Source organism: Paenibacillus sp. KS-LC4 (genome assembly GCF_036894955.1).
Lineage (GTDB): Bacteria > Bacillota > Bacilli > Paenibacillales > Paenibacillaceae > Pristimantibacillus.
On record NZ_CP145905.1, the window covers coordinates 4,447,414 to 4,470,362 of the forward strand.

19 protein-coding genes are annotated in these 22,949 nt (G+C 51.1%); 4 read left to right on the forward strand and 15 right to left on the reverse strand.

Going from position 1 to position 22,949, the window contains the following annotated elements; all coding sequences use genetic code 11:
- Positions 1–48: 48 nt before the first annotated feature.
- The 8 genes from V5J77_RS18745 to V5J77_RS18780 form a co-directional block, all read right to left on the reverse strand.
- Positions 49–1,044 (reverse strand): RluA family pseudouridine synthase, encoded by a 996-nt coding sequence (locus V5J77_RS18745; protein WP_338552337.1) that lies wholly within the window; start codon positions 1,042–1,044, stop codon positions 49–51.
- On the reverse strand, positions 1,044–1,616 hold the full coding sequence (locus V5J77_RS18750; RefSeq protein WP_046233090.1) for a cob(I)yrinic acid a,c-diamide adenosyltransferase: 573 nt from the start codon (positions 1,614–1,616) through the stop codon (positions 1,044–1,046). The genes V5J77_RS18745 and V5J77_RS18750 overlap by 1 nt, the downstream gene beginning before the upstream one ends.
- Positions 1,617–1,830: 214 nt before the next feature.
- Entirely contained in the window at positions 1,831–3,048 is a 1,218-nt protein-coding gene (locus tag V5J77_RS18755; protein ID WP_338552338.1) for an aminotransferase class I/II-fold pyridoxal phosphate-dependent enzyme, read from the reverse strand.
- A gap of 12 nt (positions 3,049–3,060) precedes the next feature.
- Positions 3,061–3,552 (reverse strand): Lrp/AsnC family transcriptional regulator, encoded by a 492-nt coding sequence (locus V5J77_RS18760; protein WP_338556920.1) that lies wholly within the window; start codon positions 3,550–3,552, stop codon positions 3,061–3,063.
- Between the two features lie 97 nt (positions 3,553–3,649).
- Positions 3,650–4,051 carry a spore coat protein gene (locus tag V5J77_RS18765; protein WP_338552339.1) on the reverse strand — a complete coding sequence of 134 codons (402 nt, stop codon included), beginning with the start codon at positions 4,049–4,051 and terminating at the stop codon, positions 3,650–3,652.
- Between the two features lie 36 nt (positions 4,052–4,087).
- Positions 4,088–4,312, reverse strand: a complete 225-nt coding sequence (locus tag V5J77_RS18770) for a hypothetical protein (protein ID WP_338552340.1) — start codon at positions 4,310–4,312, stop codon at positions 4,088–4,090.
- Positions 4,313–4,555: 243 nt separating this feature from the next.
- Positions 4,556–5,221 carry a DUF2642 domain-containing protein gene (locus tag V5J77_RS18775; protein ID WP_338552341.1) on the reverse strand — a complete coding sequence of 222 codons (666 nt, stop codon included), beginning with the start codon at positions 5,219–5,221 and terminating at the stop codon, positions 4,556–4,558.
- Positions 5,222–5,333: 112 nt separating this feature from the next.
- A complete protein-coding gene (locus tag V5J77_RS18780) occupies positions 5,334–6,059 on the reverse strand; it encodes a hypothetical protein (protein WP_338552342.1) in 726 nt (241 codons plus the stop codon).
- Positions 6,060–6,413: 354 nt separating this feature from the next.
- Here V5J77_RS18780 and V5J77_RS18785 point away from each other — a divergent pair, with 354 nt between their 5' ends.
- Positions 6,414–7,538 carry a CotH kinase family protein gene (locus V5J77_RS18785; RefSeq protein WP_338552344.1) on the forward strand — a complete coding sequence of 375 codons (1,125 nt, stop codon included), beginning with the start codon at positions 6,414–6,416 and terminating at the stop codon, positions 7,536–7,538.
- Between the two features lie 8 nt (positions 7,539–7,546).
- Here the strand turns inward: V5J77_RS18785 and cysK are convergent, their stop codons facing one another.
- The 5 genes from cysK to V5J77_RS18810 form a co-directional block, all read right to left on the reverse strand.
- Complete coding sequence (cysK, locus tag V5J77_RS18790) at positions 7,547–8,464, reverse strand: cysteine synthase A (protein WP_338552346.1); 918 nt, start codon at positions 8,462–8,464, stop codon at positions 7,547–7,549.
- 41 nt (positions 8,465–8,505) lie between these two features.
- Complete coding sequence (locus V5J77_RS18795; protein WP_338552347.1) at positions 8,506–9,834, reverse strand: MFS transporter; 1,329 nt, start codon at positions 9,832–9,834, stop codon at positions 8,506–8,508.
- Positions 9,835–10,057: 223 nt separating this feature from the next.
- The gene (locus V5J77_RS18800) at positions 10,058–10,588 is read right to left on the reverse strand and encodes a hypothetical protein (RefSeq protein WP_338552348.1); all 531 of its coding nucleotides are present in this window, start codon (positions 10,586–10,588) and stop codon (positions 10,058–10,060) included.
- 115 nt (positions 10,589–10,703) lie between these two features.
- Entirely contained in the window at positions 10,704–11,126 is a 423-nt protein-coding gene (locus V5J77_RS18805) for a DUF350 domain-containing protein (protein ID WP_338552349.1), read from the reverse strand.
- A gap of 71 nt (positions 11,127–11,197) precedes the next feature.
- A complete protein-coding gene (locus V5J77_RS18810; RefSeq protein WP_338552350.1) occupies positions 11,198–13,567 on the reverse strand; it encodes an endonuclease MutS2 in 2,370 nt (789 codons plus the stop codon).
- Positions 13,568–13,768: 201 nt separating this feature from the next.
- Between V5J77_RS18810 and V5J77_RS18815 the strand changes: the two genes are divergently transcribed.
- The 3 genes from V5J77_RS18815 (at position 13,769) to V5J77_RS18825 (ending at position 15,665) form a co-directional block, all read left to right on the forward strand.
- A complete protein-coding gene (locus V5J77_RS18815) occupies positions 13,769–14,146 on the forward strand; it encodes a phage holin family protein (protein WP_338552352.1) in 378 nt (125 codons plus the stop codon).
- Positions 14,147–14,371: 225 nt separating this feature from the next.
- The gene (locus V5J77_RS18820; RefSeq protein WP_338552353.1) at positions 14,372–14,743 is read left to right on the forward strand and encodes a cupredoxin domain-containing protein; all 372 of its coding nucleotides are present in this window, start codon (positions 14,372–14,374) and stop codon (positions 14,741–14,743) included.
- Between the two features lie 241 nt (positions 14,744–14,984).
- Complete coding sequence (locus tag V5J77_RS18825) at positions 14,985–15,665, forward strand: SDR family oxidoreductase (RefSeq protein ID WP_338552354.1); 681 nt, start codon at positions 14,985–14,987, stop codon at positions 15,663–15,665.
- A gap of 167 nt (positions 15,666–15,832) precedes the next feature.
- Here the strand turns inward: V5J77_RS18825 and V5J77_RS18830 are convergent, their stop codons facing one another.
- Together V5J77_RS18830 and pheT are read right to left on the reverse strand one after the other, a co-directional pair.
- Positions 15,833–19,750, reverse strand: coding sequence for a hypothetical protein (locus tag V5J77_RS18830; protein ID WP_338552355.1), 3,918 nt, complete (start codon positions 19,748–19,750; stop codon positions 15,833–15,835).
- 735 nt (positions 19,751–20,485) lie between these two features.
- On the reverse strand, positions 20,486–22,930 hold the full coding sequence (gene pheT, locus V5J77_RS18835) for a phenylalanine--tRNA ligase subunit beta (RefSeq protein ID WP_338552356.1): 2,445 nt from the start codon (positions 22,928–22,930) through the stop codon (positions 20,486–20,488).
- Between the last annotated feature and the right edge of the window lie 19 nt (positions 22,931–22,949).

The window sequence follows — 22,949 nt, forward strand, 5'->3', positions numbered from 1 at the left end:
TATTTAGAACTTTTCACTGCCCAGTTTCTTTATTTAGTTGCTTCTGGCTCACTTTTCTTGCTGCTCCAGCATCTGCTCCAGCCGCATTAGCTGCTCCGGCAGCTCAGCTCGCCACTCCATCCATTGCCCAGTCATCGGATGCGTCAAACCGAGCATCTCCGCATGCAGAGCTTGCCTTCCAACTGCTTCCTCCCACGCTGCACAAAGCTCTCCTGCTTCTGGCGGCAGTCCATACATCCCATCGCCAATCAGCGGACAGCCGATATATTTCATATGCACGCGAATTTGGTGCGTGCGTCCTGTTTCCAGCCGGAGACGAACAAGGGATGCAGCACCCTCTCCATACTCCGCCGCAACCTCATAATGTGTGACCGACGGATAGCCTGTCGGCGTCACAATTCGGACATGCGGCGAATCTGGATTACGGTCAATCGGTTCATTAATTGTACCTGCCTGCTCGGGAGGAACGCCATATACGAAAGCCGCATAACGCTTCGTAATGGCATCTGCCTGAAGCTGGTCGGATAACTGCTGGTGGATATACGGACTCTTTGCAATGACGACAAGTCCTGAGGTATCCTCATCCAAGCGATTGACCGGGCGGAAGCGTACCTTCTCGTTCCGCTCCCTCCAATGATACACAACGCCATTTGCCAGCGTACCCGTGTAATGCCCTTGCGTCGGGTGCACAACAATACCAGGCGGTTTATTAAGAATGAGCAAATACTCATCCTCATACACAATTTGGAGTGGAATTGGCTCCGGCAAAATATCCTCCGATATCTCTTTCTCCATCCGAATGCGAATGATATCCCCTTCCGCAACTGTCGCGGTCGTATAGACACGCTGTTCATTGACAGTAATGCCATGTTCCGTCAGCTTGACTCGCGACAGCAGGCTGCGCGATACGCCAAGTCTTCGCTCCACTATGGCACGTACGGACTTCCCCGCATCCTCCGCCCCCACAACGACAATCAGCGGCGTATAATACTTAGCATCTATATCCAATATTCCATCGTTGTTCATCCAATCGCCTGTATTCATTATTTTTTCCGTTTCCGGAACACTTCCTTGCTTCTAATATATTCGGTATCCGGAACGCCGAGCTTGGCGTTCGCTACACGAGCAGCCGCAAAAAAGAAATCCGACAGGCGATTCAAATATTTCGTCACCTCTGGGTTAGCAGGATGATCCGCAGCCAGCGTCACGACACGGCGCTCGGCCCGGCGACAGACGGTGCGACAAACATGCAGCAGTGACGACAGTGGACTTCCCCCCGGCAAAATAAACCGAGTTATTTCCGGCGCCTCCGTAATATATACATCAATGATCTGCTCCAGACGCTCTGCCGGCTCCGGCGTCACCTTAAGCGGTGCTCCCGGCCTCGCATAAGCAAGGTCTGATCCGCAATCGAACAGCTCCTGCTGAATATCGACCAGCAGTGCTGCCATCTCTGCGAGCTGCTCATGCTGTGCAGCCTCCGCAGCCGCCTGTCCAACGAAGCAGTTCAACTCATCAATCGTGCCATAGGCTTCTACCCGAATATCATCCTTGCGGACACGCCCGCCAATTAGGGCCGTTTCTCCGCTATCTCCTGTACGCGTATATAATCTCATGGCTTTATTTTGCCCCTCTCCTTACACAGCCGTCTGTTTTTTTAAAAGCTACTATACACTATACCATAAACGGCCACTTCTGCCGACGCATTCCCGGAGGAGCCTAACCGTGCACGGCACAAAAAAGCGGCATTCCAGCTCGAACTGGAACACCGCCTATCGCTCTAAATTTCTAGATAAAAAGCTTTAAAGCACTGCTCTGCTGACTTCTCGTTTAGCCCTGCTTCAGCTTATGGACAAAGCCGCCAATGCGATCAAGCGCTTCAGCCAAGTTCGAAACCGAGGTTGCATACGAGCAGCGCAAATGTCCCTCGCCACCGAGGCCAAACACATCGCCAGGAACAGCTGCTACGCCGCCTTCCTCAAGCAGGCGTTCGGCAAATCGCTCGGATGTAAGTCCCGTCGCCTTAACGGAAGGAAATGCATAAAACGCTCCTTCCGGCTCATGGCATTCCAGCCCTATATCGCGGAAGCCCTTAACAACAAGACGGCGACGCTGATTGTAAGCATCAACCATCCGGTCCTTCTCTTCCAAGCCTCTAGTCAATGCTTCTACTCCAGCATATTGTGCCATTGCCGGAGCACACATAACCGTATATTGGTGAATTTTCAGCATCGCAGCAATGAGATCAGGATGTCCGCACGCATAGCCAAGCCGCCAGCCCGTCATCGCAAATGCCTTCGAGAAGCCGCTGACGAGAATCGTACGATCCCGCATGCCCGGCATCGCAGAGAAGCTGCAATGCTTTGTTCCGTAAGTAAGCTCGGCATAAATTTCATCTGAGATGACAATCAGATCATTATCCTCGACCACCTTGGCAATCGGGAGCCAATCCTCATAAGTCATAATGCCGCCAGTCGGATTGCTCGGATAACACAAAATAAGCACCTTGGAGCGCGGCGTAATAACAGCTTGAAGCGACTCAGCCGTAAGCTTGAATTTGTCTTTGGCGAACGTCTCAATGCCAACGGGAACACCGCCGCCCAGTGCAGTTATAGGAGAATAGGAAATATAGCAAGGTTCTGGAATTAAAATTTCATCACCTGGCACAATGAGTGCCCGCAGCGCCAAATCAATCGCTTCACTGCCGCCAACGGTTACGAGAATTTCATTTGCCGGATTATACGGCGTTTGGAATTGGTCATTTAAATATTGGCCAATCGCTTCGCGCAGGGCAGGAAGCCCCGCATTGGACGTATACTGCGTCTTGCCTCGTTCCAGCGAATAAACCGCCGCTTCACGAACATGCCATGGCGTAATAAAATCCGGTTCGCCAACGCCAAGAGTAATAACATCTTTGCGTGTATTAACCAAATCAAAAAACCGCCGAATACCCGATGGCTTAATATTTTGGACAGAAGGGGTCAAATAGTCGGCCATCGCTTGACGCTTCACCTTCGTCCGTACCAGCTCTTCCTCATCTTTAATCATCACATTCACCTCTTACGGCGAAATCATCAAACGATCGTCACCCTCATGCTCCTCGAAGATAATTCCATCCTGTTTATATTTTTTCAAAATAAAGTTCGTTTTTGTCGATAATACAGCATCGATTGGGGACAGCTTATTCGATACGAAGGAGGCGACCTCCTTCAGGTTCTTCCCTTCTACCTCGACAAGCAGATCATAGGCCCCGGACATCAAATAAACGGATTTCACTTCCGGATATAAGTATATACGCTCGGCAATGCCTTCGAAGCCGCGTCCGCGTTCAGGTGTAATTTGCACCTCAATCAGCGCTGTTACCTTCTCGTCATCCACCTTGCTCCAGTTCACGATAGTCGCGTATTTGACAATAATATGATTATGTTCAAGCTCGGCTATTGCCTGCTTTACTTCCTCAGCGGGAGCACCTAGCAAAGTGGCGATTAGATCGGCATCACGTCTGGCGTCTTCCTTGAGCAGCTCCAATACTTTGAGTTGCAATTCGTTCATCATATACTCCTTCCAGCAAACCTGAAGTTATTAACCTTCATATTACAACGAATCCGGGCATCCTGCAAAGAAAAAAACAAAAGACCCCGAAGGGTCTTTACATGTAGTAGGGCTGATGGGAATTTTGCTGGTTATGCTGCTGCTGAGCCATATGGCTGTATCCCGCATGCATCGCCTGCGACTGGCTGCCCATACGCTGCTGCAAAAATTGCGAGGTTTTTTGCTGGGTTTGCTGATACTCCTTTATCTGCTTGTCGATCTCTTGCCTAAGAACAGGCGATGCGGTGTTGTACATGTTTTGCGACTGCATCACTTGATACAGTTCACCCTGCATTTTCAGCGTGCTGTTCAGCAGGTTCGTAAACATTTGCCTAATAGATGGACAGGAAGACTCGGTAGCCCCTGTCGCATATTCACGGGTTACGCGTTTCAAATCACTAAGTACGGTGTAGGCCAGGTCCTCTTCTGGCAAAAACGATTGCGCGTATTGCTGTTGCATCTCTTTTTCCTCCTTATGTCTGGTTGCCGAATGTGCTTACTGCTGGGGCTGGGTCGGCGCCATGCTTTGATGCTGCTGAAGCGTATGCATCAACGTCTGATAGTGCTGCTGATGGGTATTCAGCATTTGGGAGCACACATGGCGAAGCTGCTGGTTGCTCGCCCCGACAGAAACGGCTGTGCATTGCTTGATCAGCAAATCCTCGTTGGACATTGAATCGACTATATACTCGAGTTCTTTCGCTGTCATTGGCTGTAACATCGTATTTCCTCCTTCTGAACGATTATTTGATTGGATACATGCTTGCAAGCGAAACTAATAGCGCCGCTCGGCTTACAGGTTGTCAACCCTTTCGTATTATGGATCAGTCTCCCACTAATTATGTACGGGTGCTTTCCCTATTTTACAACGCCGTTAAGCATGCAAAAGTGCCTATCTCCTCCTCGCAAGGTCAATAGACACTTTCACCTTCAACATACAGCTTAAGGAAGACTGAACGCACCTTTAGGGCAGGTGAACGGTTTTCACATGGTCAAAATGCAAAAATACCGAAGCCCCGCTCGCGGTGGACAGCTCAAGCATGCTTTGATCAATCGCTTTAAGGACGCCCGTTTTATTTGAATTTTCGCCTAAATCGAGTACGACAAATTCACCAATCAGCTTGCGCAGCTGCTGATCGAACGTTCGAGACAAAGTAACCGGGGATGGCCTTAATGGAAACTGCTCAGGCGTCAGCCTGTAGGGCGTGAGATCGGGGTTGTAGGGAATTAAATATTTTAGATGGTGCAAAGACACCATCACCGTGTGGTAAATCGGGGAATAAAACACGAAATAATCATTCATAACTGTCGTAACATAGCCATGGATGGATTGATTCCCAGTAATGTATAGCTCGGAAAACATCCCTTTGGCATTCATTAAAATTTTGCGATAAGAGACCGTTTCATTGTAAGCTTCGAAAGGCAGCTCCGGCACCTCGAATGGGTCATACTTATCATTGGACAAACGAAGCTGCTGCAAATGAATGAGCGGGACATAGAAAAATTGCAAGCCCGTATGCAGCACTAAAATATCCTGCCCGAACTCAATCAGCTTGCCACGAATCGAAGCAGACTTTCCTGATATATCCAGCTCTACTTGCTGGTCAAGCAGCGGATGTCGATTTTTCACAGTATCTCTCTCCTTTCTGCCGACTTTTTTAAAGGAATACCGGGCTTCGGCAACAAGTGCCTGACCCGGTATTTCACTAATAACTAATGCGTTGTGCCGTCCTCACAAAACGTTAATTTCTTTTGCCAGAGCGGTTTCCGTTTTTGTTTCCGCTTTTATTGCGGTTTTTGTTTCCTCCGGTGTTCGATCCACCTGTACGATTTTTATCTCCTCCGTTGTTCGATCCACCTGTGCGGTTATTATTCCCTCCGTTGTTCGATCCGCCTGTGCCGCCTGTACGGTTATTATTTCCTCCAGAACGGTCTCCACGGGAAGTGTTTTGTCCGAGCGGCTTAATGGTTTTGATGTGGAACAATTGAATTTGAACAACTTCACGGTTAACGACCAGCAATAAGGATGTGCTGCCAACTTCAGCGATAAAGCCTTCGATTTTCTCCGGGCCGCCCCAGTTGATTTGCACAAATTTTTGGTTAAGAGCACGGATAACGCCGACAAAGTTGGAAGCCTGAATATATTGAGGCGTGCGGCCTTTGCTTTTGTCGCTAGGGAAATCCGTAATGCTCTTCACATGGCTCGTGCTCACATAAACAATGCCTTCCTTTGTCCAAAGCACTAGATAGTCATTTTTCACGGCAACTAGCGTGCCCTGAAGGGATTCTGGACCGCCACGGTTGATTTTCACAAATTGTCCAACGAGGCCCTCAAGAAATGTTTTAGTTCCATTGCCTTTCGTGCTTTTGTGGTGGTTGCTTTTGTGTTGGTTGCTTTTATGGTGATGGTTCATATTGCCCGAGTTGCTATCCTGTTGTCCGCCTACATAGTTGCAGCAATAATTCATAATAAAATCCCTCCAAATGTTTAATCTGTCCTGCTAGATTTACATCCAATCTCAAACGCTATTCATTCTGTTCCTGCTTGCTCTTATCACCTTGGCCTGAGTAGCGAGCATCCCTCCAGTGCTTGATGCCGTTCATCTGTCATGGGAGACGATTTATAATACATTTATATGTATCCCTCATATAAGAGGTACTAGATTAATAACTATTTATTAGAGGTATAAGCATATAACTAGAAAAGATTCATAGAGTCGCTGCTCCGACAGTAGCAAACCTCCCTGCGGCAGAATAAAGTAAATCAGCAAAAGCCTATCTGAGGACGATAGGCGGATCTGCCCGCAGGAGGTGGAAGCCCCATGTCAACCCATACGCTGCCGATTCGTGAAATTACGATTGAACCTGATCATTTACAGGAGCTGCAGGAGGATTCCTGGAGCCATAAGTTTCAGCCAGTCCAGCTGAATATGAATGGACAATCGAGAGAAGCCACTTTCGGCTTTCGCGGCGGCCATACGAGGAATTATTTCAAAAAATCCTATGAAGTTAGAACAAAAGCTGGCTTGACGCTGCATTGGAACGCCGAGTTTGATGATCCTTCGATGATTCGCAATGCGCTGTCCTTCCAGTTCTTTAATCAGATTGGCGTGCCGTCACCGCGTACCCGGCATATTTGGCTCGTCATTAATGGCACCCCTCAAGGGGTCTATTTAGAAATAGAATCCGTTGATCCGAGATTTTTTCGCAAAAGAGGCATTGGCTGCCGCTCCATTATTTATGCGGTCAACGACAGCGCAAACTTTAGCCTTATTGATCCTATTACGGAGCGAAGGAAGGAATCCTTCTTTGACGGCTATGAGCTTGTATCGGGACTCGCCACCTCCGAGCTGCGGCTTAGCCGCTTCGTTAGAGGCATTAACAGCAAGCGCAAAACCCGGCTGCAATGGAGCTCTTGGGTGGAAAAGCAGCTTGATGTGGATCAATATTTGCTCTGGCTCGCTGGAGCTGTGCTAACGGGAAATTATGATGGCTTCGATCAAAACTATGCGCTTTATGTACATGCAAAAACAGGAAAATACAGAATGATGCCTTGGGATTATGAGGGAACATGGGGAAGAAATTGCTACGGTAAGCCGTGTGGAAGTGATCTGGTGCGGATTGAAGGCTATAATACGTTGACGGACAAACTGCTGGCCATTCCGGCGTATAAACGCAAATACCGCTCCATCCTGCTCCGGCTGCTGAAAACAGCTTTTACGGAGGAACAGGTGGAGCGGACAGTTAGCGAGATGTACAGCAAGCTGACGCCAGCCATTCGAGAGGACTACACGAGAAAAAGCAGCTATGATACGTATTTGAGCGAGCCAGACTTCATATTGAATTATGTGAAGGAAAGACGCGCTATAATCAGACACGCTTTAAAAAGCTGGAGGCTCACGCAGAAGACCGCAAATGTAGCCGCCCTTAAAGTTAAAATTCATTAAGGCTTCTTTTAAAATAACTCCATGCTGAGATATCGCTCGCCTGTATCAGGCGCGATGCAGAGCACCCTGCTGCCGGCTCCGAGCCGGCGAGCCACTTGGAAAGCCGCCCAAACGGCCGCCCCTGAAGAAGGGCCGAGCAGCAAGCCTTCCTGACGGGCAAGCGCCTTCATCATAGCGATGGCATCATCATCCGCCGCCTGTATAATTTCATCATAGACGGAAACATTCAGTATAGCCGGCACGAAGCCGGGGCTTGTGCCCACCAGCTTATGCGGCCCAGGCACACCGCCAGACAAAACGGGTGAACCCATAGGCTCGACAACCGCAATATGCAAATTCGGAAGTGCGGCTTTCAGCGTCTCACCCGTTCCAGTGATGGTGCCGCCTGTTCCTGAGCAGGCAACAAAAGCGTCAAGTCTTCCTTCCATCTGCTGCAAAATCTCCGTTGCTGTCGTCCCGCGATGGGCGTCGGGGTTCGCTTTATTTTCAAACTGATTCGGAATAAAGCTGCCGGGAATATGCTGAGCCAGCTCCTGCGCCTTGGCAATCGCACCAGGCATCCGCTCGGCCGCGGGGGTCAATACCACTTCCGCGCCATAGGCGCGAAGCAGCTTAATGCGCTCCTGAGACATATTGTCCGGCATAATTAAAATGAGCTTGTAGCCTTTAGCCGCCGCCCCCATGGCTAGTCCAATGCCCGTGTTGCCGCTGGTCGGTTCTATAATGGTGGAGCCCGGCTTAATTTGGCCGCTAAGCTCTCCAGCTCGAATAAGGGAGGCTGCTGCCCGATCCTTGACGCTGCCGCTCGGATTAAAGTACTCCAGCTTCACGAAGACGTCTCCGCAGCCTTCCTCCGCCAAACGGTTTAGCTTCACAACAGGCGTCTCGCCTACTAAATCAATAATGCTTGATACGATTTTTGGCATATTGGTTAATCCCCTGCTTCCATGAATCATTATGTCACTTGTTATGTCTCTTGTTCCAATAATGGACGCATCATCCACCAGCCCATAATAGGCACCGAGCCGACTACGAACAGCAGCCAGACGACCGCAAGCGGAGAATGGTTTTGCGTCAGCACGATTAAATATCCGCTTAGTCCGAGCACCCGTCCAAACGTCAAGCCCGCTTCCCGCAAAACGATAAATTCTTCGCGTTCCCCACCGCTGGATTGCGATTCTCCAATTAAATCAAACACCCTTGAAGTCATCGGTATAATGTAGAGCGGCATAAAAATCGACGTCCCAATACCGAATAACAATAAATTCGTAAAATTCACCTCATAGAATAAAGGCAATATGACCAGTCCATTCATGACCGTCCCGACTAGCATAGCCCTTTTGCGATTGCGCGGGGACAGACGCTTGCCGATCAGCCAAAAGCTTAGCAGCGCAACGAAAGACGTAATGAGTGTAAAACTGCCTAGCTTGGCCTCATTTTGCGTGGCGATATAAACGGTCAAGCCGACTAAAAAAAGAAATACGCCTTCCCGTACGCCTTGAGCGACGACAGCTGGCAGCATTCTGCGCCACGGATTGCCGGGAATGGCAAGCTGCTGAAAGCCATGCGTCCAGCTGTATCGCCTGCCGCCTTGCTTGCGCTTCTTCAGCCAGAAGCTCAGCACAACCGAAATAGCCAGAATGACGAGCGATGCCGTAAATATAATCTGATAGCCGCGCTCGCCGCTCATTGAGGTAATAAGCAAGCCCGATACCCAAGGCGCCAAAATCCCCGCACCAGACCCAAGCAAGCCTGACCAGCCATTAAAGCGGTCGCGATTGTCCGGCTCGGTAATTTCAAAATAAATGACATCAAATGCGACCCAAAACAACCCCAGCGCCAAGCCATTCAGTAGGCCGAGCGGAATAATATAGCTCGTCGCCAGCTTGCCGAGCATGAGCACTGTGAAATAAAAAGCCCCCGACAGCACGATGCCTGTGCGGAGACTGTTCATTTTATTATATTCTTTAACCCATTTTCCCGCCAGCCAAAAGGTAATGCCGCATGTTACATACTGGCACAACGTAAACCAGCCGACCAGCATATAGGAGGAGCTCGCTTTCCATAAGTAGATGGGCACGAACGTTCCTGAGAGCGCAAGCGCAATGCCGAATAGCGCTTGTACAGCCAGAAGCAATATCGCCTGACGATCCAATACTCCGCCCGTTGGCGCTCTTCCTATCATGGCTGGGCGGCTAAATGGCCCTATTGGCATCGACGTTTTCATCCGTGTTTTTGCCCCAGTGCCATGACTAGCTCCAGCACCCCTTTCGAATTCACCTTTGTTCTGTTTCATTTTCGTACCCCTTCCCCCGACAGTCGGCTGTATAGGCTAGCTTGCTTTCACGCCTGACTTGCTGCCCCTGCATTTGTATAGGTGCTATATAAGCTTCCCTGCTTGCGTCAGGCACATGCCGCTAAAGCTGCTGGAATTTATAGGCTGAGGGTAGAAAAAAACCGGAGCAAGCGCGGTGACCTCGGCAAATCAGGTCAAAACCGCGTTGTCCGGCTGTTTGAGCTTATTCTTCGGAAGCGAGTGCCTTCAGCATTCCTTCTCGGTCAATGCCGCTTAGCTGTGTAGCCGTATGGAAGCATGATGGGCACACATATAGCTTGAGCTCAAATGGCGCCTGAAGCAAGGGCTGTCCCAATGCAGGATGCAGCGTTGGCTCGAAAGAGCCTGCTGCTATTGCCATCTTGCCTGCTTCGAGCATATATTCCCGGCAGGAGGGACATTCCGGCGCTTCCTCCTGCTCATTGATAATTTGCTGCACCTTGCCTTGCGCTCCAATCCAGTCACGGTGCGTTCTGCGGAAGCCGTCACCCGACTCATCCCAGCCACCGCCAGCCTCCTGACCGCTGCCGTCTTCTTGCTCCCACTCCGGCTCCTCTTCCTCGTCATCCTCATCGCGGTCATTATCGACGCCGAATTGCAGCGTTCGATAGCCATCCAGCTCATTTTCACAATGCGGACAATGCTTCTCGGGACCGATTTCTTCATCCCATACAATTTCCGTCAAACACCACGGACATACAACTTGCTCTTCCATCCTTGATTGCCCCCCATTTAATTGTTCATTACGTAATAAACCCCGATGCTAAAAAAAATAATGGCTAAGGCCAGCAATGTTCCCCATAAATATTTCATGTCGATCCTCCTGCATTCTAGCTCACAATGGCACCGCCAATGACATACGAAAGTGAAACGGAAATAATCATAGCAATCAAGCCAACAGCCCGGTTGTCGCGCGCAATTTCATCATCAATGCGAAATACCGGCGTCAAAAACTCAAATAAGAAATAAGCGCCCAGCAAAATAAGGAAACCAAATGCGCCCCAAATCATGCTTTGGTAAATAGAATCATTGGCCTCAATCGAAAATCTGAAAATATTGCATATGCCGAAAATTTTCCCGCCCGTCGCCATTGCTACAGCAACGTTGCCGTTTTTAATTTCTTTCCAGCAGTTGTAACGGGTAACAAGCTCGAACACCCATAAAAAAACGAGAAGCGAGAGAACCACAATGGATATATAAAGCAGCATTGCCAAATAGGAATTGCCAAGCAGCACATCGACCTCATTGCTCATGCGATACCCTCCTTTAACTAAATCGCAAAAATCTTTCGGCAGCTGCGGCATAAGCGCCGCAGTCCGCCTAGTTAGTTAAGCTCAGCAACCGTCACACCGGCTCCGCCTTCGCCATAGTTGCCCAAGCGGTATTTTTTCACATGGCTGTGCTTGCGCAAATATTGCTGTATGCCTGAACGCAGCACACCCGTGCCATGCCCATGAATAATATAAACCTGCCCAATGCCCGAGAGGAAGGATTCATCGAGAAATTGATCAACCTCCATGAGTGCTTCCTCTAAATTCGAGCCTCTGAGGTCAAGCTCCATTTTCACATTTTCATCTCTGGAGCGTTTCACACTAGCTGCTTGCTTAGGCTGCTGCTTAAGCGGGGCAGCTGGCTTGATCAGCTCCATATCGGCAATAGCTACCTTCATCTTCATTATGCCGAGCTGAACGGTCGCATCCGCCCCATGCACCTCGATGATAAGCCCCTTCTGATTCAAGCTGTAGACCATAACCTCGTCACCGGCTTCGATTTTGCGAGCCGCCTTCTGTTGTCCTGCGTTAGAAGGTCGATTTTGCTTCTTATGCAGCTCAGGCACTGCTTCATCCAGCTTGCGGCGAGCGTCAATAAGCTTATGCTCCTTGACTGAAGCGCCTTCCTCCAATGCCAGCTGGCGCAGCTCCGCAATAATCTTCTCGGCCTCCAGACGCGCTTTGGCAACGGCCTCTTGCGCTTGCTCCTGGGCCTTCGCAAGCATTTTGTCACGCTGTTCCTCAAACTTGCGCAGCTCCGCCTCATGCCGTGCACGCTGCTTCTCCATATCCTGCCTCAGCGACTGCGCCGTCTGGCGTTCGCTTTCAGCATTCAAGCGGTCCGCTTCGAGCGAAGCGATCATATTCTCAACTCGCTGATCCTCTTCGCTGACTTCGCCGCGCGCATGATCAATAATGGTTTTGCTTAAGCCAAGCCGCTCTGCGATTGCAAAGGCATTGCTTCGGCCCGGTACCCCTACAAGCAAGCGATAGGTTGGGCTGAGTGTGGCAATATCAAATTCCATGCTGGCGTTAATAATGCCTTTGCGATTGTAAGCATACGCTTTAAGCTCGCTGTAGTGGGTAGTTGCAATAATGCGGCTGCCCAGGCTATGAATATGCTCCAGCAGCGCAATCGCCAGTGCCGAGCCTTCTGCTGGGTCGGTACCCGCACCCAGCTCATCGAGCAGGACAAGGCTTTTCGCCGTCATTGTTTTCAAAATACGAACAATATTAACCAGATGGCTGGAAAACGTACTAAGGCTCTGCTCAATGCTCTGCTCATCACCAATATCGGCATAAATGGCGTCAAACACACAAAGCTGGCTGCCGTCCTCTACCGGAACGAATAAACCAGACATGCTCATCAGGCTGAGCAAGCCTACGGTTTTAAGGGAGACGGTTTTACCGCCTGTGTTTGGTCCCGTTACGATTATAGCTGTATAAGTATTGCCCAGCTCAACATCAATGGGAACGATTTTGTCTGCCGCAATGAGCGGGTGACGTCCTCTTTTAATTTTCAGAAAGCCTCGATCATTCATGCGCGGCAGCGTAGCCTTCATCTCATGCCCAAGACGCGCCTTGGCAAAAGCAAAATCCAGCTTGCCGAGCAGCTCCTGATTATACAGCAAATCCTCGACATGCTCTGCCGCTTTAGCGGTCAGCATTTGCAAAATCTTCTCGATTTCGCGCAGCTCTGCCGCTCTCAGCTCACGCAGCTTATTGTTCATGGCAACCGTTGCTTCCGGCTCAATAAAGAGCGTAGCGCCCGAGCCGGACTGGTCATGCACGATGCCTCCAAAATGCGAGCGATATTCCTGCTTCACTGGAATAACATAACGGTCGCTGCGCAGCGTTATAATGGCATCCTGAAGCATTTTCTGCACGGAGGATGAACGAATCATTTGCTCCAGCTTCTCGCGGATGCGCGATTCTCCTCCACGAAGCTCCTTGCGAATCGAAGCGAGCTGAACGCTGGCGCTATCCATAACCTCACCCTGATCGTCAATACAGTCAAAAATCGCGTCCTCAAGCTCCTTGTGCTCGCTAAGCTGATCAGACATTTCATGCAGCAAAGGAATCGGATCATCATCATGCAGATTTTCCAAATGCCGCTTTACCCGTCTAGCCCCTCTCGACGTCGAGGCAATTTCCATCAGCTCCATTGGATTCAGTGTGCCGCCGATACGCGATCTGTGAAGGGAGCTGCTGATGTTGGTAATGCCGCCAAATGGCGGATTGCCCTTGAGACGGTCTGCCTTATAGGCCTCGTCTGTCGCCTGCAGCATCAGCTTAACCATCTCCAAATCAGAGCTTGGGGCAAGCTTCTCCGCTTCCTCTTTGCCGAGCGATGTTGCTGCGTGCAAAGTCAATTTATGTATAATTTTATAAAATTCAAGTGTTGTTAATATTTTACTATCCAAGCGTAACACTCCTCTCGCCCTTATATTATAGCCGAATAAGCGCTTTGATGCACGGGTATGACGTTACCTTCCATACATGTTCCGACGAAAACTGGCTACAATACGAAGGAATCAGAATATCCTGCCTAGTTGACATGCAAAATCAGTTGACTATTACAGGCCGTACTGAAGGGTTTTAAATCATCTAAGGAGGTTGTGTACATGAGCTTTTTAGGGCATGTCGTTCGGTTCATCGTAGCAGCTCTTGTGTTGATGCTTGTGGGCTTGCTTGTGCCACAGTTCAGCGTAGGCGGTTTTTGGAGCGCTTTAATGCTCGCTATCGTCATTGCCGTGCTGGGCTGGATTATTGAAGCGATTTTTGGCAAAAAGGTTACACCGTTTGGACGGGGCATCGTCGGCTTCATCGCCAGCGCCGTCGTCATCTGGATCGCCCAATTCATCGTCAGCGGCGTTACGGTCACTTGGCTAGGCGCCATTCTGGCTGCGCTCGTTATCGGGATTATCGACCTGTTCATTCCCGTCAGCACGCCATATGAAGCCGGACGCTCCGATCACAACCGCCGCAGCAGTGACCATTAATGCAATAATGATGTATTAATTGCTGTGCGTCGATAGCGGAAGCCTCGTGCTTGTCAGCCCTTTCCTGTCGCTCCTTGAGTGATGGGCAAGGGCTTTTTCATCAAGCCATTCAACAATTTGTCACCTTCTGATGCTGTCAGTTTGGAAAAATTGGGTTACAATAAAAGTGATGCAAAAAAAAATACCGAATCATAAAGCGTGTATGCAGAAAGGGAGCCAAACAAGATGAAAAAGTGGATTTTTCTTGCTGCCGTGATGTGCCTTGTTGCAATCATTGCCGCATGCGGGACAAGCGGGGGAGCAAGCGAAACGGGCGGCGTTATAGATACAGATGCTAGTGCAGCCGAAGTCGTTGTCAAAGCAAAGAGCTGGGAATTTGAGCAATCCGAATATAAGATCAAGCAGGGCGAGGCCGTTAACCTTAAGCTTGAATCAACGGATGGCGTCCATGGCATCCAAGTTACCAAGACCGATATTACGATTCCAAACAATAAATCCAAAACCATTTCGCTGAAAGCTGGCGAATACACAATCGTATGCAACGTGCCATGTGGTACAGGCCATACAAAAATGCAAGCAAAGCTAATTGTTGAATAAAAGGATTTGTTTTTGTTTGAGGGCTTCTTGAATCCCTCAACCCGCCGCCAATGCTCACCTTTAAGTGAGCATTGGCGATTTTTGTTGCTTTTGCATGAAATATCATTTTTCTTTTGCTGCCCTTAAAGAAAAATTGATAGCTGCCGCACTTTCGCTTCCCGCCTCCCTTTGATAAGATGGTCATGATAGCTAAAAGTTAGCGCTTACGATTTTTTCTTGCAAAGCCGAAGGGAGAGATACGATGAGCCTTTTAAATGGGCGTGTGGCAATGGTAAGCGGCGCAGGCAGCGGGCTCGGAAGAGCCGCTTCTCTATCGTTCGCAAAAGAAGGCGCAGACGTCGTTCTGCTTGGCCGTCGATTGAACAAGCTCGAAGAAACCTTTGAGGCGATAAAGGAAGCAACCGGACGGGAAGCGCTTGTTATACCAACGGATATCACCGACGAGCAGCAAATCAAGCAAGCCGTTATTCTGGCTGTCGACAAATGGGGTAAAATTGACATTTTGCTCAATAATGCCGCTGTGCTGGAGTCCGGCCATGTCATAGAGCTGACTTCTGAAAACTGGCACACGCAGGTCGCCACCAATTTGACAGGCCCCTTTTATTTATCCAGAGCTGTCATTCCCTTTATGCGAAAAGAACGCTATGGACGAATCATTAATATTACGTCGGGCCTTTCATGGAACGGTGCCGGAGGATATGGCGCCTACAGTGCAGCCAAAGCTGGCCTTGAGTCGCTAACCCGGACACTAGCAGATGAAGAGCATGAATATGGCATTCTCATTAACTTATACAATCCTGGCACGCTTCGCACCGAAATGCATGCCACGGGCAAGGACCCGGCAGTTGTCACCCCCGATTTGCTGCGGCTCGCAAGTCTGCCACGCGGGGGCCCAACAGGCAGTATGGTCAGCTATGGATAATGAGATGAGGCGCTAATAATAAAAATCCCTTGAAAGCAGCACGGGTCATGGCTCGCTGCTGCTTTCAAGGGATTTTTTTGCGCTTAAGCAGCGCGGTAGCCAAAAAGAGCCGTTTATCTAGGCTGTTCCGGCACACCGGGCTAAATAAACGGCTCTTTTGTCATAGACTAGCTTTGCTCGATTAGCTCTATCCATTCATTGTATTCGTTTTGCAGCAAGGAGTACTCATGTGCCAGCTTGCCGTGCTCGATAGAAAGCTTCTCATGCTCTGCTCTGAGCAGCTCCGTCGATTGAACGGCCTCCGACCATTCCAGCTCAAGCTGCTGCCTGCGTTGATCAGCTTGCTCGCTCTGCTCGGCTGCCGCAGCGGCTTGCGCCAAAGCTGTCTCCAGTTGCTCCCTCAAATGCCCCTCCCCAGCTTGCCGCTCAGACTCAGCAGCAACCATGCGGTTAATTTCATCTGTCAATTGCTCGGAGCGCTCGCGCTCTTGCTCTATTTGCACATCCAGTTCCTGCTGTTTATGAAGTAAAACCTCGAGCTGCTGAGCCGAAAGTCGCTCTCTTGCCGCAATTAATTCAAGCTGCTCTGTAAGCTCCTGCTCATGCCTTGCCAGTTGTCCCAGCCTTTCGTCCATCTCCAGCTCATGGAACTCTGCCTGTTCTACTTTCGCCTGAAGCTCCTCCAGCTTTCTTTGCCAAGCAGCCTGTTCATCCTTGCGCTGCTGCTGCGCTCGCAGCTCCTGCTCACGGTAAAGCTCATCAAACTGCTGCTTCTGCTGCTCTATTAGCCTAGCAAATTCTGCTTGCTTCTCGTGAAGCTGCTTCCTTAATTCCGAGCAATCACGTTCCAGTTGCTCTGACTGCTCCAGTTGTTCAAGCTTCAACAATTCCAGCTGATCGGCAAAATCCTGCTTGAGCTGGCTTACAGCCTCATCGCGCTGCTGTTCCAGCATAACAAGCTGCCGCTGATGCTCCTGTGCAAGCTCTGCTTGAGCAGCTTCACTTTCCCGCTGCTTAGCTTCGAGTGCTTGTTCCTGCTCACGAAGCTTTAGCGAAAGCTCTGCCTGAGCAGCATCGCCCTCGCGCTTATTTGCCTCAAGTGCTTGCTGCTGCTCACGAAGCCGCAGCTCAAGCGCTTCACGCTCTTCTTCATGCTGGATTTCCAGCTCCAGCTGTTTTTCTTCCGCATTGCTTTTCCATTCTTCATGAAGCCGTGCTTGAGCCTCAAGCCGCTCCCGATAATGCTGCTCCTGCTCGCTTCTAGCCTGCTCATAGTGGGCTTGACGATCTTGCTGCAGCTGCTGAAGCTTGCTGAGCTCTTCCTCCAGCGCCATAACACGCAATTCAGCCTCATCCGCTTTAGCTGCTTCAATTGCCAAATATTTAGCCTGCTCGGCGATTTGCGCTTCTGCTTCCTTCAAGCGATTGCCTAGCTGCGCACGCGTCTCGGCATGCTGCTCATTTATGACATGCAGCTCGTCCAACTGCTGACGAATTTCGCCAAGCTCGGCTTCACGCTCATGGCGCTCTTGCTCCAGAACTGCAAGGGAGGAGCGCAATGCTTCTTCCTGTTCCATTGCTTGCAATAAGTGATCATCTGCAACGGCAATACGCTGTTCAAGCGCAGCTTTTTCCTTGGCAGCTTTCTCTTGAAGCTCGGCAGCTGCTGCTTGCAGCTTAGCCCGTTCTTCTTCCCAATTTTTATATCGCATAGCGAGGTCAGCCTTCAAGGCTTGCTCCTGCTCCATTAACTCTTTCATATGTGCGGAAACCAGCTTCTCAACATTAGCCGACGCTTCCGCAAGCAGACGCTGCTCATGCTCATCAAGCTGCTGTTGCTGCTGCTGGGCTGCATTAGACAGCTCCAGCTTCCATTCCTCTTCACGCTGCTCATGCTTCGCCTGCCAGCTCTGCTCCAGCTGTATGACACGCTCAGCTAGCTCATTCGCTGCAAGCTCTAGCGCTTGGGCTTTAGCTGCACGCTCAGCAGACAACACCGCTTCCGCTTCTTCAAGCAGCTCTGCCGCCGTTGCCTGCTCGCGTTGCAATTGTGCTTGAGCTGCTGCCTCCAGTTCCGCTAGCCTTGCAGCCGCTTCGGTGCGTTCGAGCTCGACGCGAGCTAGCGCTGCTGCTTCGGCTTCTGCCACCCTCGCTGCTGCTTCCGCCTGTTCGCGTGCAAACCTCTCGTCTGCAGCACTCTTCTCCTCCGCAAGCTTCAAGGCTGCATTAGCCTGCTCATGCTCCAGCTGCTCCTGCAAAGCTTTCTCGACTTCAGCAAGCCTAGCCATTGCCTGGGAACGTTCGCGCTCCAGTTGCGCTTGTGCAGACGCTTCCGCCTCCGTCAACAGCTCCGTAGCTGCCGCGCGTTCCTGTGCAAGCTCCGCTTCCGCTTCCGCTTTTGTTTCCAGCAGCTTCGCTTCAGCTACTGCCCGTTCGCGCTCCAGTTGCTCCTCAGCAGCTTGCACTGCTGCTTCTGCTGCTGCAAGCTTGTCCGCTGCTTCCTCACGCTCGCGCTTCAGCAGCTCTTCCGCGACGCTCTGCGCTTCTGCGAGTTTCGCAGCAGCGGCTTCGCGCTCCCGCGCAACCTCTCTTGCCGCGATGCTTCTTGCTTCGCTGGCTTTGGCCTCGGCTTCCGCCAGCTTAGCAGCTGCTTCGGCACGTTCCCGCTCCAACTGCTCCTGAGCAGACGCTTCCGCCTCCGTCAACAGCTCCGTCGCAGCCGCACGTTCCCGCGCAAGCTCCGCTTTTGCTTCCAGCAGCTTCGCTTCCGCCTCTGCCTGCTCGCGTTCCCGCTTCGCTTGCGCAGCCGCTTCAGCTGCCGCCAAGCTTGCAGCAGCTTCCGCGCACGCCGCCGCAAGTGCTGCTTCCGCTTCGCTTCGCACTTCCGCCAGCCTCGCGGCGGCTGCCTCGCGCTCCCGAACAAGCTGCTCCTCTGCGGTCAATTCCGCCTCGATCAGCTTTTCCTCAACTTCCGCTATTTTCGCTGTCGTCTCGGAAATTTTCGCTTCGGCTTCGTTCAGCTTCGCTGCGGCTTCAGCACGTTCATGCGCAAGCATCGCTTCTGCCTCACTCTGCGCTCTCGCAAGCTTCGCCGCCGCTGCTTCCCGCTCCCTCGAAAGCTGCTCCTGCGCAGAGGCTTCGACTTCGTTCAGCTTTTCAACCACTTCCGCGAGCCGCTCCGCCGCTTCGGCGCGCTCGCGCTCCAGCTGCTCCTCGGCGATAATTTCCGCCTCGATCAACTTTTCGGCTGCTTCCGCACGCTCCCGCTCAAGCTCCTCCGTCGCCGCGCTCTTCGCCTCCGCTAGCTTCGCTTCTAATACCCCAAGCTTCGCTTCCGCTTCCGCACGCTCTCGATCCAGCAGCTCTTCCGCGACGATTTCCGCTTCTATCAGCTTTTCGGCGGCTTCCGCGAGCTTCGCAGCCGCTTCAACACGCTCGCGCGCCACCTGCTCCTCGGCAGCAGCCTCGGCTTCCGCGAGCTTTACCGCTGCACTAGCCTGCTCCCGCGCAAGCGCTCCTTCAAGTGTCAGCTTCTGGGCAGCAAGCGTCTCAGACGCTTCCTCACGCTGGCGCGCAAGCGCTTCCGATGCTTCCTGCTGCTGTGCGGCCAGCCGCTCGTCCGCTTCCGCCAGCATATCCTTCAGCTGATTTTCCGCTTGTGCGAGCGCATGAATCAGTTCCTCGGCGGCCTTCTTTTTCGCCTCCTCCAGCTCTGATTCAAAAACCTCCTGCAGCTCCTGCAAATCAATTTCCGCCTTTACCTGCAAAGCCTGGTACTCCTCGCGCAAGCTTGTCATCATCCCTTGGAGCTCTTCAAGCTGCTCGGCAAGCACTAGCCGCTTCGCCTCAGCGTCATGCAGCGACTCATTGTCGCGTCGCAGGCGAAAAACTTCCTCGGTCATTTGCACAGCTGCAAGCACTGCGATTTTTGGCAGATCCAGCTGTGGATAACCTTTGGCAATTTTATTCATGCTATCATCTATCATTCCGGCAATACGCCGCATATATTCTGAGTTGGAATGGCCCTTCAAACGATATTGATGCCCATATATATCAACGGTTACTACAGTTTGCTCAGTATCCATAAAACATTATCCTCCTATAGGTGTTTCTCGCTCCCTTATCAATCGGCAGGATGGTTTCCCCAATCCTTATATAGAAGAACATATCACATAGAGTCTTATATTATAGTTGTATTATAGCAAGGTGAAACGGCTGTCGCCATTCTTTGGCGGCGCAGCGCGTTTCATTCCGAGAAATATAGAGAAGGGATCGAATCATCTTATCCTTTCCTATATTTCAAGGTGAAACGGCTGTCGCCATCCTTTGGCGGCGCAGCGCGTTTCACTCCGAGAAATATAGAGAAGGGATCGAATCATCTTATCCTTTCCTATATTTCAAGGTGAAACGGCTGTCGCCATCCTTTGGCGGCGCAGCGCGTTTCACTCCGAGAAATATAGAGAAGGGATCGAATCGTCTTATCCTTTCCTATATTTCAAGGTGAAACGGCTGTCGCCATTCTTTGGCGGCGCAGCGCGTTTCACTCCGAGAAATATAGAGAAGGGACAGCTTTAAGATATACCTTCTCTATATTTCAAATGCAAGTGTAACCGACTGCTTCTGTCTCCGACATGAAGCTTTGCTCTTCTTTATATTTCAATCCAAAATCTATTACAGACTAGCAAGCAGCTAATGATTCATGTTTGGGCAAATGCTCTGGAAAAACCGTCCAAAGTCCTGCTGCTGCTCAAAAACAAAGCAAAAAGCCGTATCGATAGTCCACATGGAACTATTTCGATACGGCTTGGAAGGTTTCCTGCCTATTTTCTTAATTCTGCTGCAAAAGATTGTTCTAATCCTGCGACGACCTTGCCATGTAGCTCAGTCACTTCTTCGTCGGTCAATGTACGCTCGGCATGACGATATACGAGCGAAAGCGCTACGCTCTTTTTGCCCGCTCCCAGCTTCTCGCCCGTGAAGACGTCAAACACGCGGACGGACTCCAGCAGCTCGCCTGCCGTTTGCCATGCAAGCGCAGTAAGCTCGCCTGCCGGCACTTCCATATCCAGCACAACAGCAATGTCACGCTGCATTGCAGGATAACGCGGAAGCGCCTTGTAGACGATTTCGTCGCCAGCCAGCTGATAAAGCGGCGCAAGCTCGATTTCCAGCACGTACGTATCTGCCAGATCGCTTTCCAGTTGCAGCGTTGGGTGAAGCTGACCCACATAACCAATGACCTCTGTGCCATGCTCGGTCTCCAGTTGAACAGCTGCCGTTCTTCCCGGGTGAAAATGCTCCGGCTGCGCCGCGGCATAGCTTACCTTATCGGTAATGCCAAGTACGGCAAACACCGTTTCCAAAACGCCCTTGGCATCATAAAAATCAACAGCGGCCGCCTTGCGGTTCCACTGCGGCTCTACACGGTTTCCTGTCAGCAATGCTGCGAAGCGATGCTTCTCCTGAGGAAGACGCGTCAGCTTCTCTTCTTCCGTATGGAACACGCTGCCGATTTCAAAAATGACAGCCGACTCATTTTTGCGATTGCGGTTATAGGCTGCTGTTTCCAGCAGCTGCGCAATTAGCGTTGTCCGCAGTACGCTGCGCTCCTCGCTCATTGGCATCGACAGCTTCACAGCCTTCGTCGATTCGCCCGACAAAGCAGGGAACAGCTCTGTCCGCTCAGGACCTGTGAACGAATAGCTGATTACTTCATGCAGCCCCGCATCCGTCAGACGCTTGCGCAGCTCGCGGCGAATCGCTTGCGGCTTCGTCAGCGCACCTGGCGTTACATCGCCGAAAATCGGTGTAGTCGGAATGTTGTCATAGCCATAAAGACGGGCAACCTCCTCGATTAAATCTACATCATATGAAATGTCGCCGCGGCGCGACGGAACTTCGACTTGGAATACCTCTTCCTCGCTGACGCTATAGCCAAAGCTTAGACGCTTCAAAATCGTTTGCACCTCAAGGCTGGACAGCTCAGTGCCGAGATAACGGTTGATTTTAGCCAAAGCGACTTCAACGACCTGCTGCTTCGCCGGAGCTGTCGTCACCTCCACGATGCCCTCCGTAGCGAGTCCGCCTGCAAGCTCAGTGATCAAGGCTGCTGCACGGTTTAGCGCAGGAATAACGCGGCCCGGGTCCACTTCCTTCTCGAAGCGAATGCTCGATTCCGAGCGCAGTCCGAATTGACGTGAAGTTTTGCGAACCGTTCCCCCATCAAAGCGAGCCGATTCCAGCAAAATATTAACGGTATCGCTTGTGACCTCAGAGTTCGCTCCGCCCATTACACCCGCAAGCGCGATTGGCTTCTCGCCGTCAGTAATGACAAGCATTTGCGGCTCAAGGCGGCGCTCTTGGTCATCAAGGGTAAGCATCGTTTCGCCCTCATGCGCCAAACGCACATCAATCCTTCCGCTTTTCACCTGATCCGCATCAAAGGCATGAAGCGGCTGGCCATATTCCAGCAGAACAAAGTTCGTTACGTCAACGACGTTGTTAATCGGACGAATGCCTGCGGCAATAAGGCGGTTTTGCAGCCATAGCGGAGACTCGCCAATTTTCACGCCTTTAATGTAACGCGCACTATAGTGGAAGCACTGCTCAGGCGCGCTGATTGTCACTTGAACATGACTTTCTGTACGCTCGGAAGCATGAGCAATAACCGGCTCAGGAATACGCACCTCACGGCCAGTCAAGGCGCCGATTTCATACGCTGTGCCGATGACGCTGAGGCAATCCGAACGGTTAGGCGTCAAGTCGAGCTCCAGCACCTCATCGTTCAATCCAAGCACGTCAGCGATTGGCGTTCCGATTACCGTGTGCGGCGGCAATACGAGAATGCCCTCCTGCTGCTCCTTCGGCAGCAGCTTGTCATTAATGCCAAGCTCCTTCGCTGAACAGATCATGCCCTGCGATTCTACGCCGCGCAGCTTTGCGCGCTTAATGTGCAAATCGCCCGGCAGCTTTGCTCCAACGGTCGCAACTGGAACAAGCTGCCCCGCATCGACATTTTTCGCTCCGCAGACGATTTGCAGCTCTTCGCCTGTGCCTACGTCCACTTTGCACACATTCAGCTTATCTGCATCCGGATGCTTTTCACGTGATTTGACATAGCCGACAACGACGCCGGTCACTCCCTTGTTACGAGATTCCACCTCGTCGATCTCAATGCCTCCGCGCGTCATTTTCTCAGCAAGCTCTGCGCCCGTAAAGCCAGATAAATCAACATATTCATTCAACCATTGATATGAAATTTTCATCGCTTTGCTCCCCTTCCTT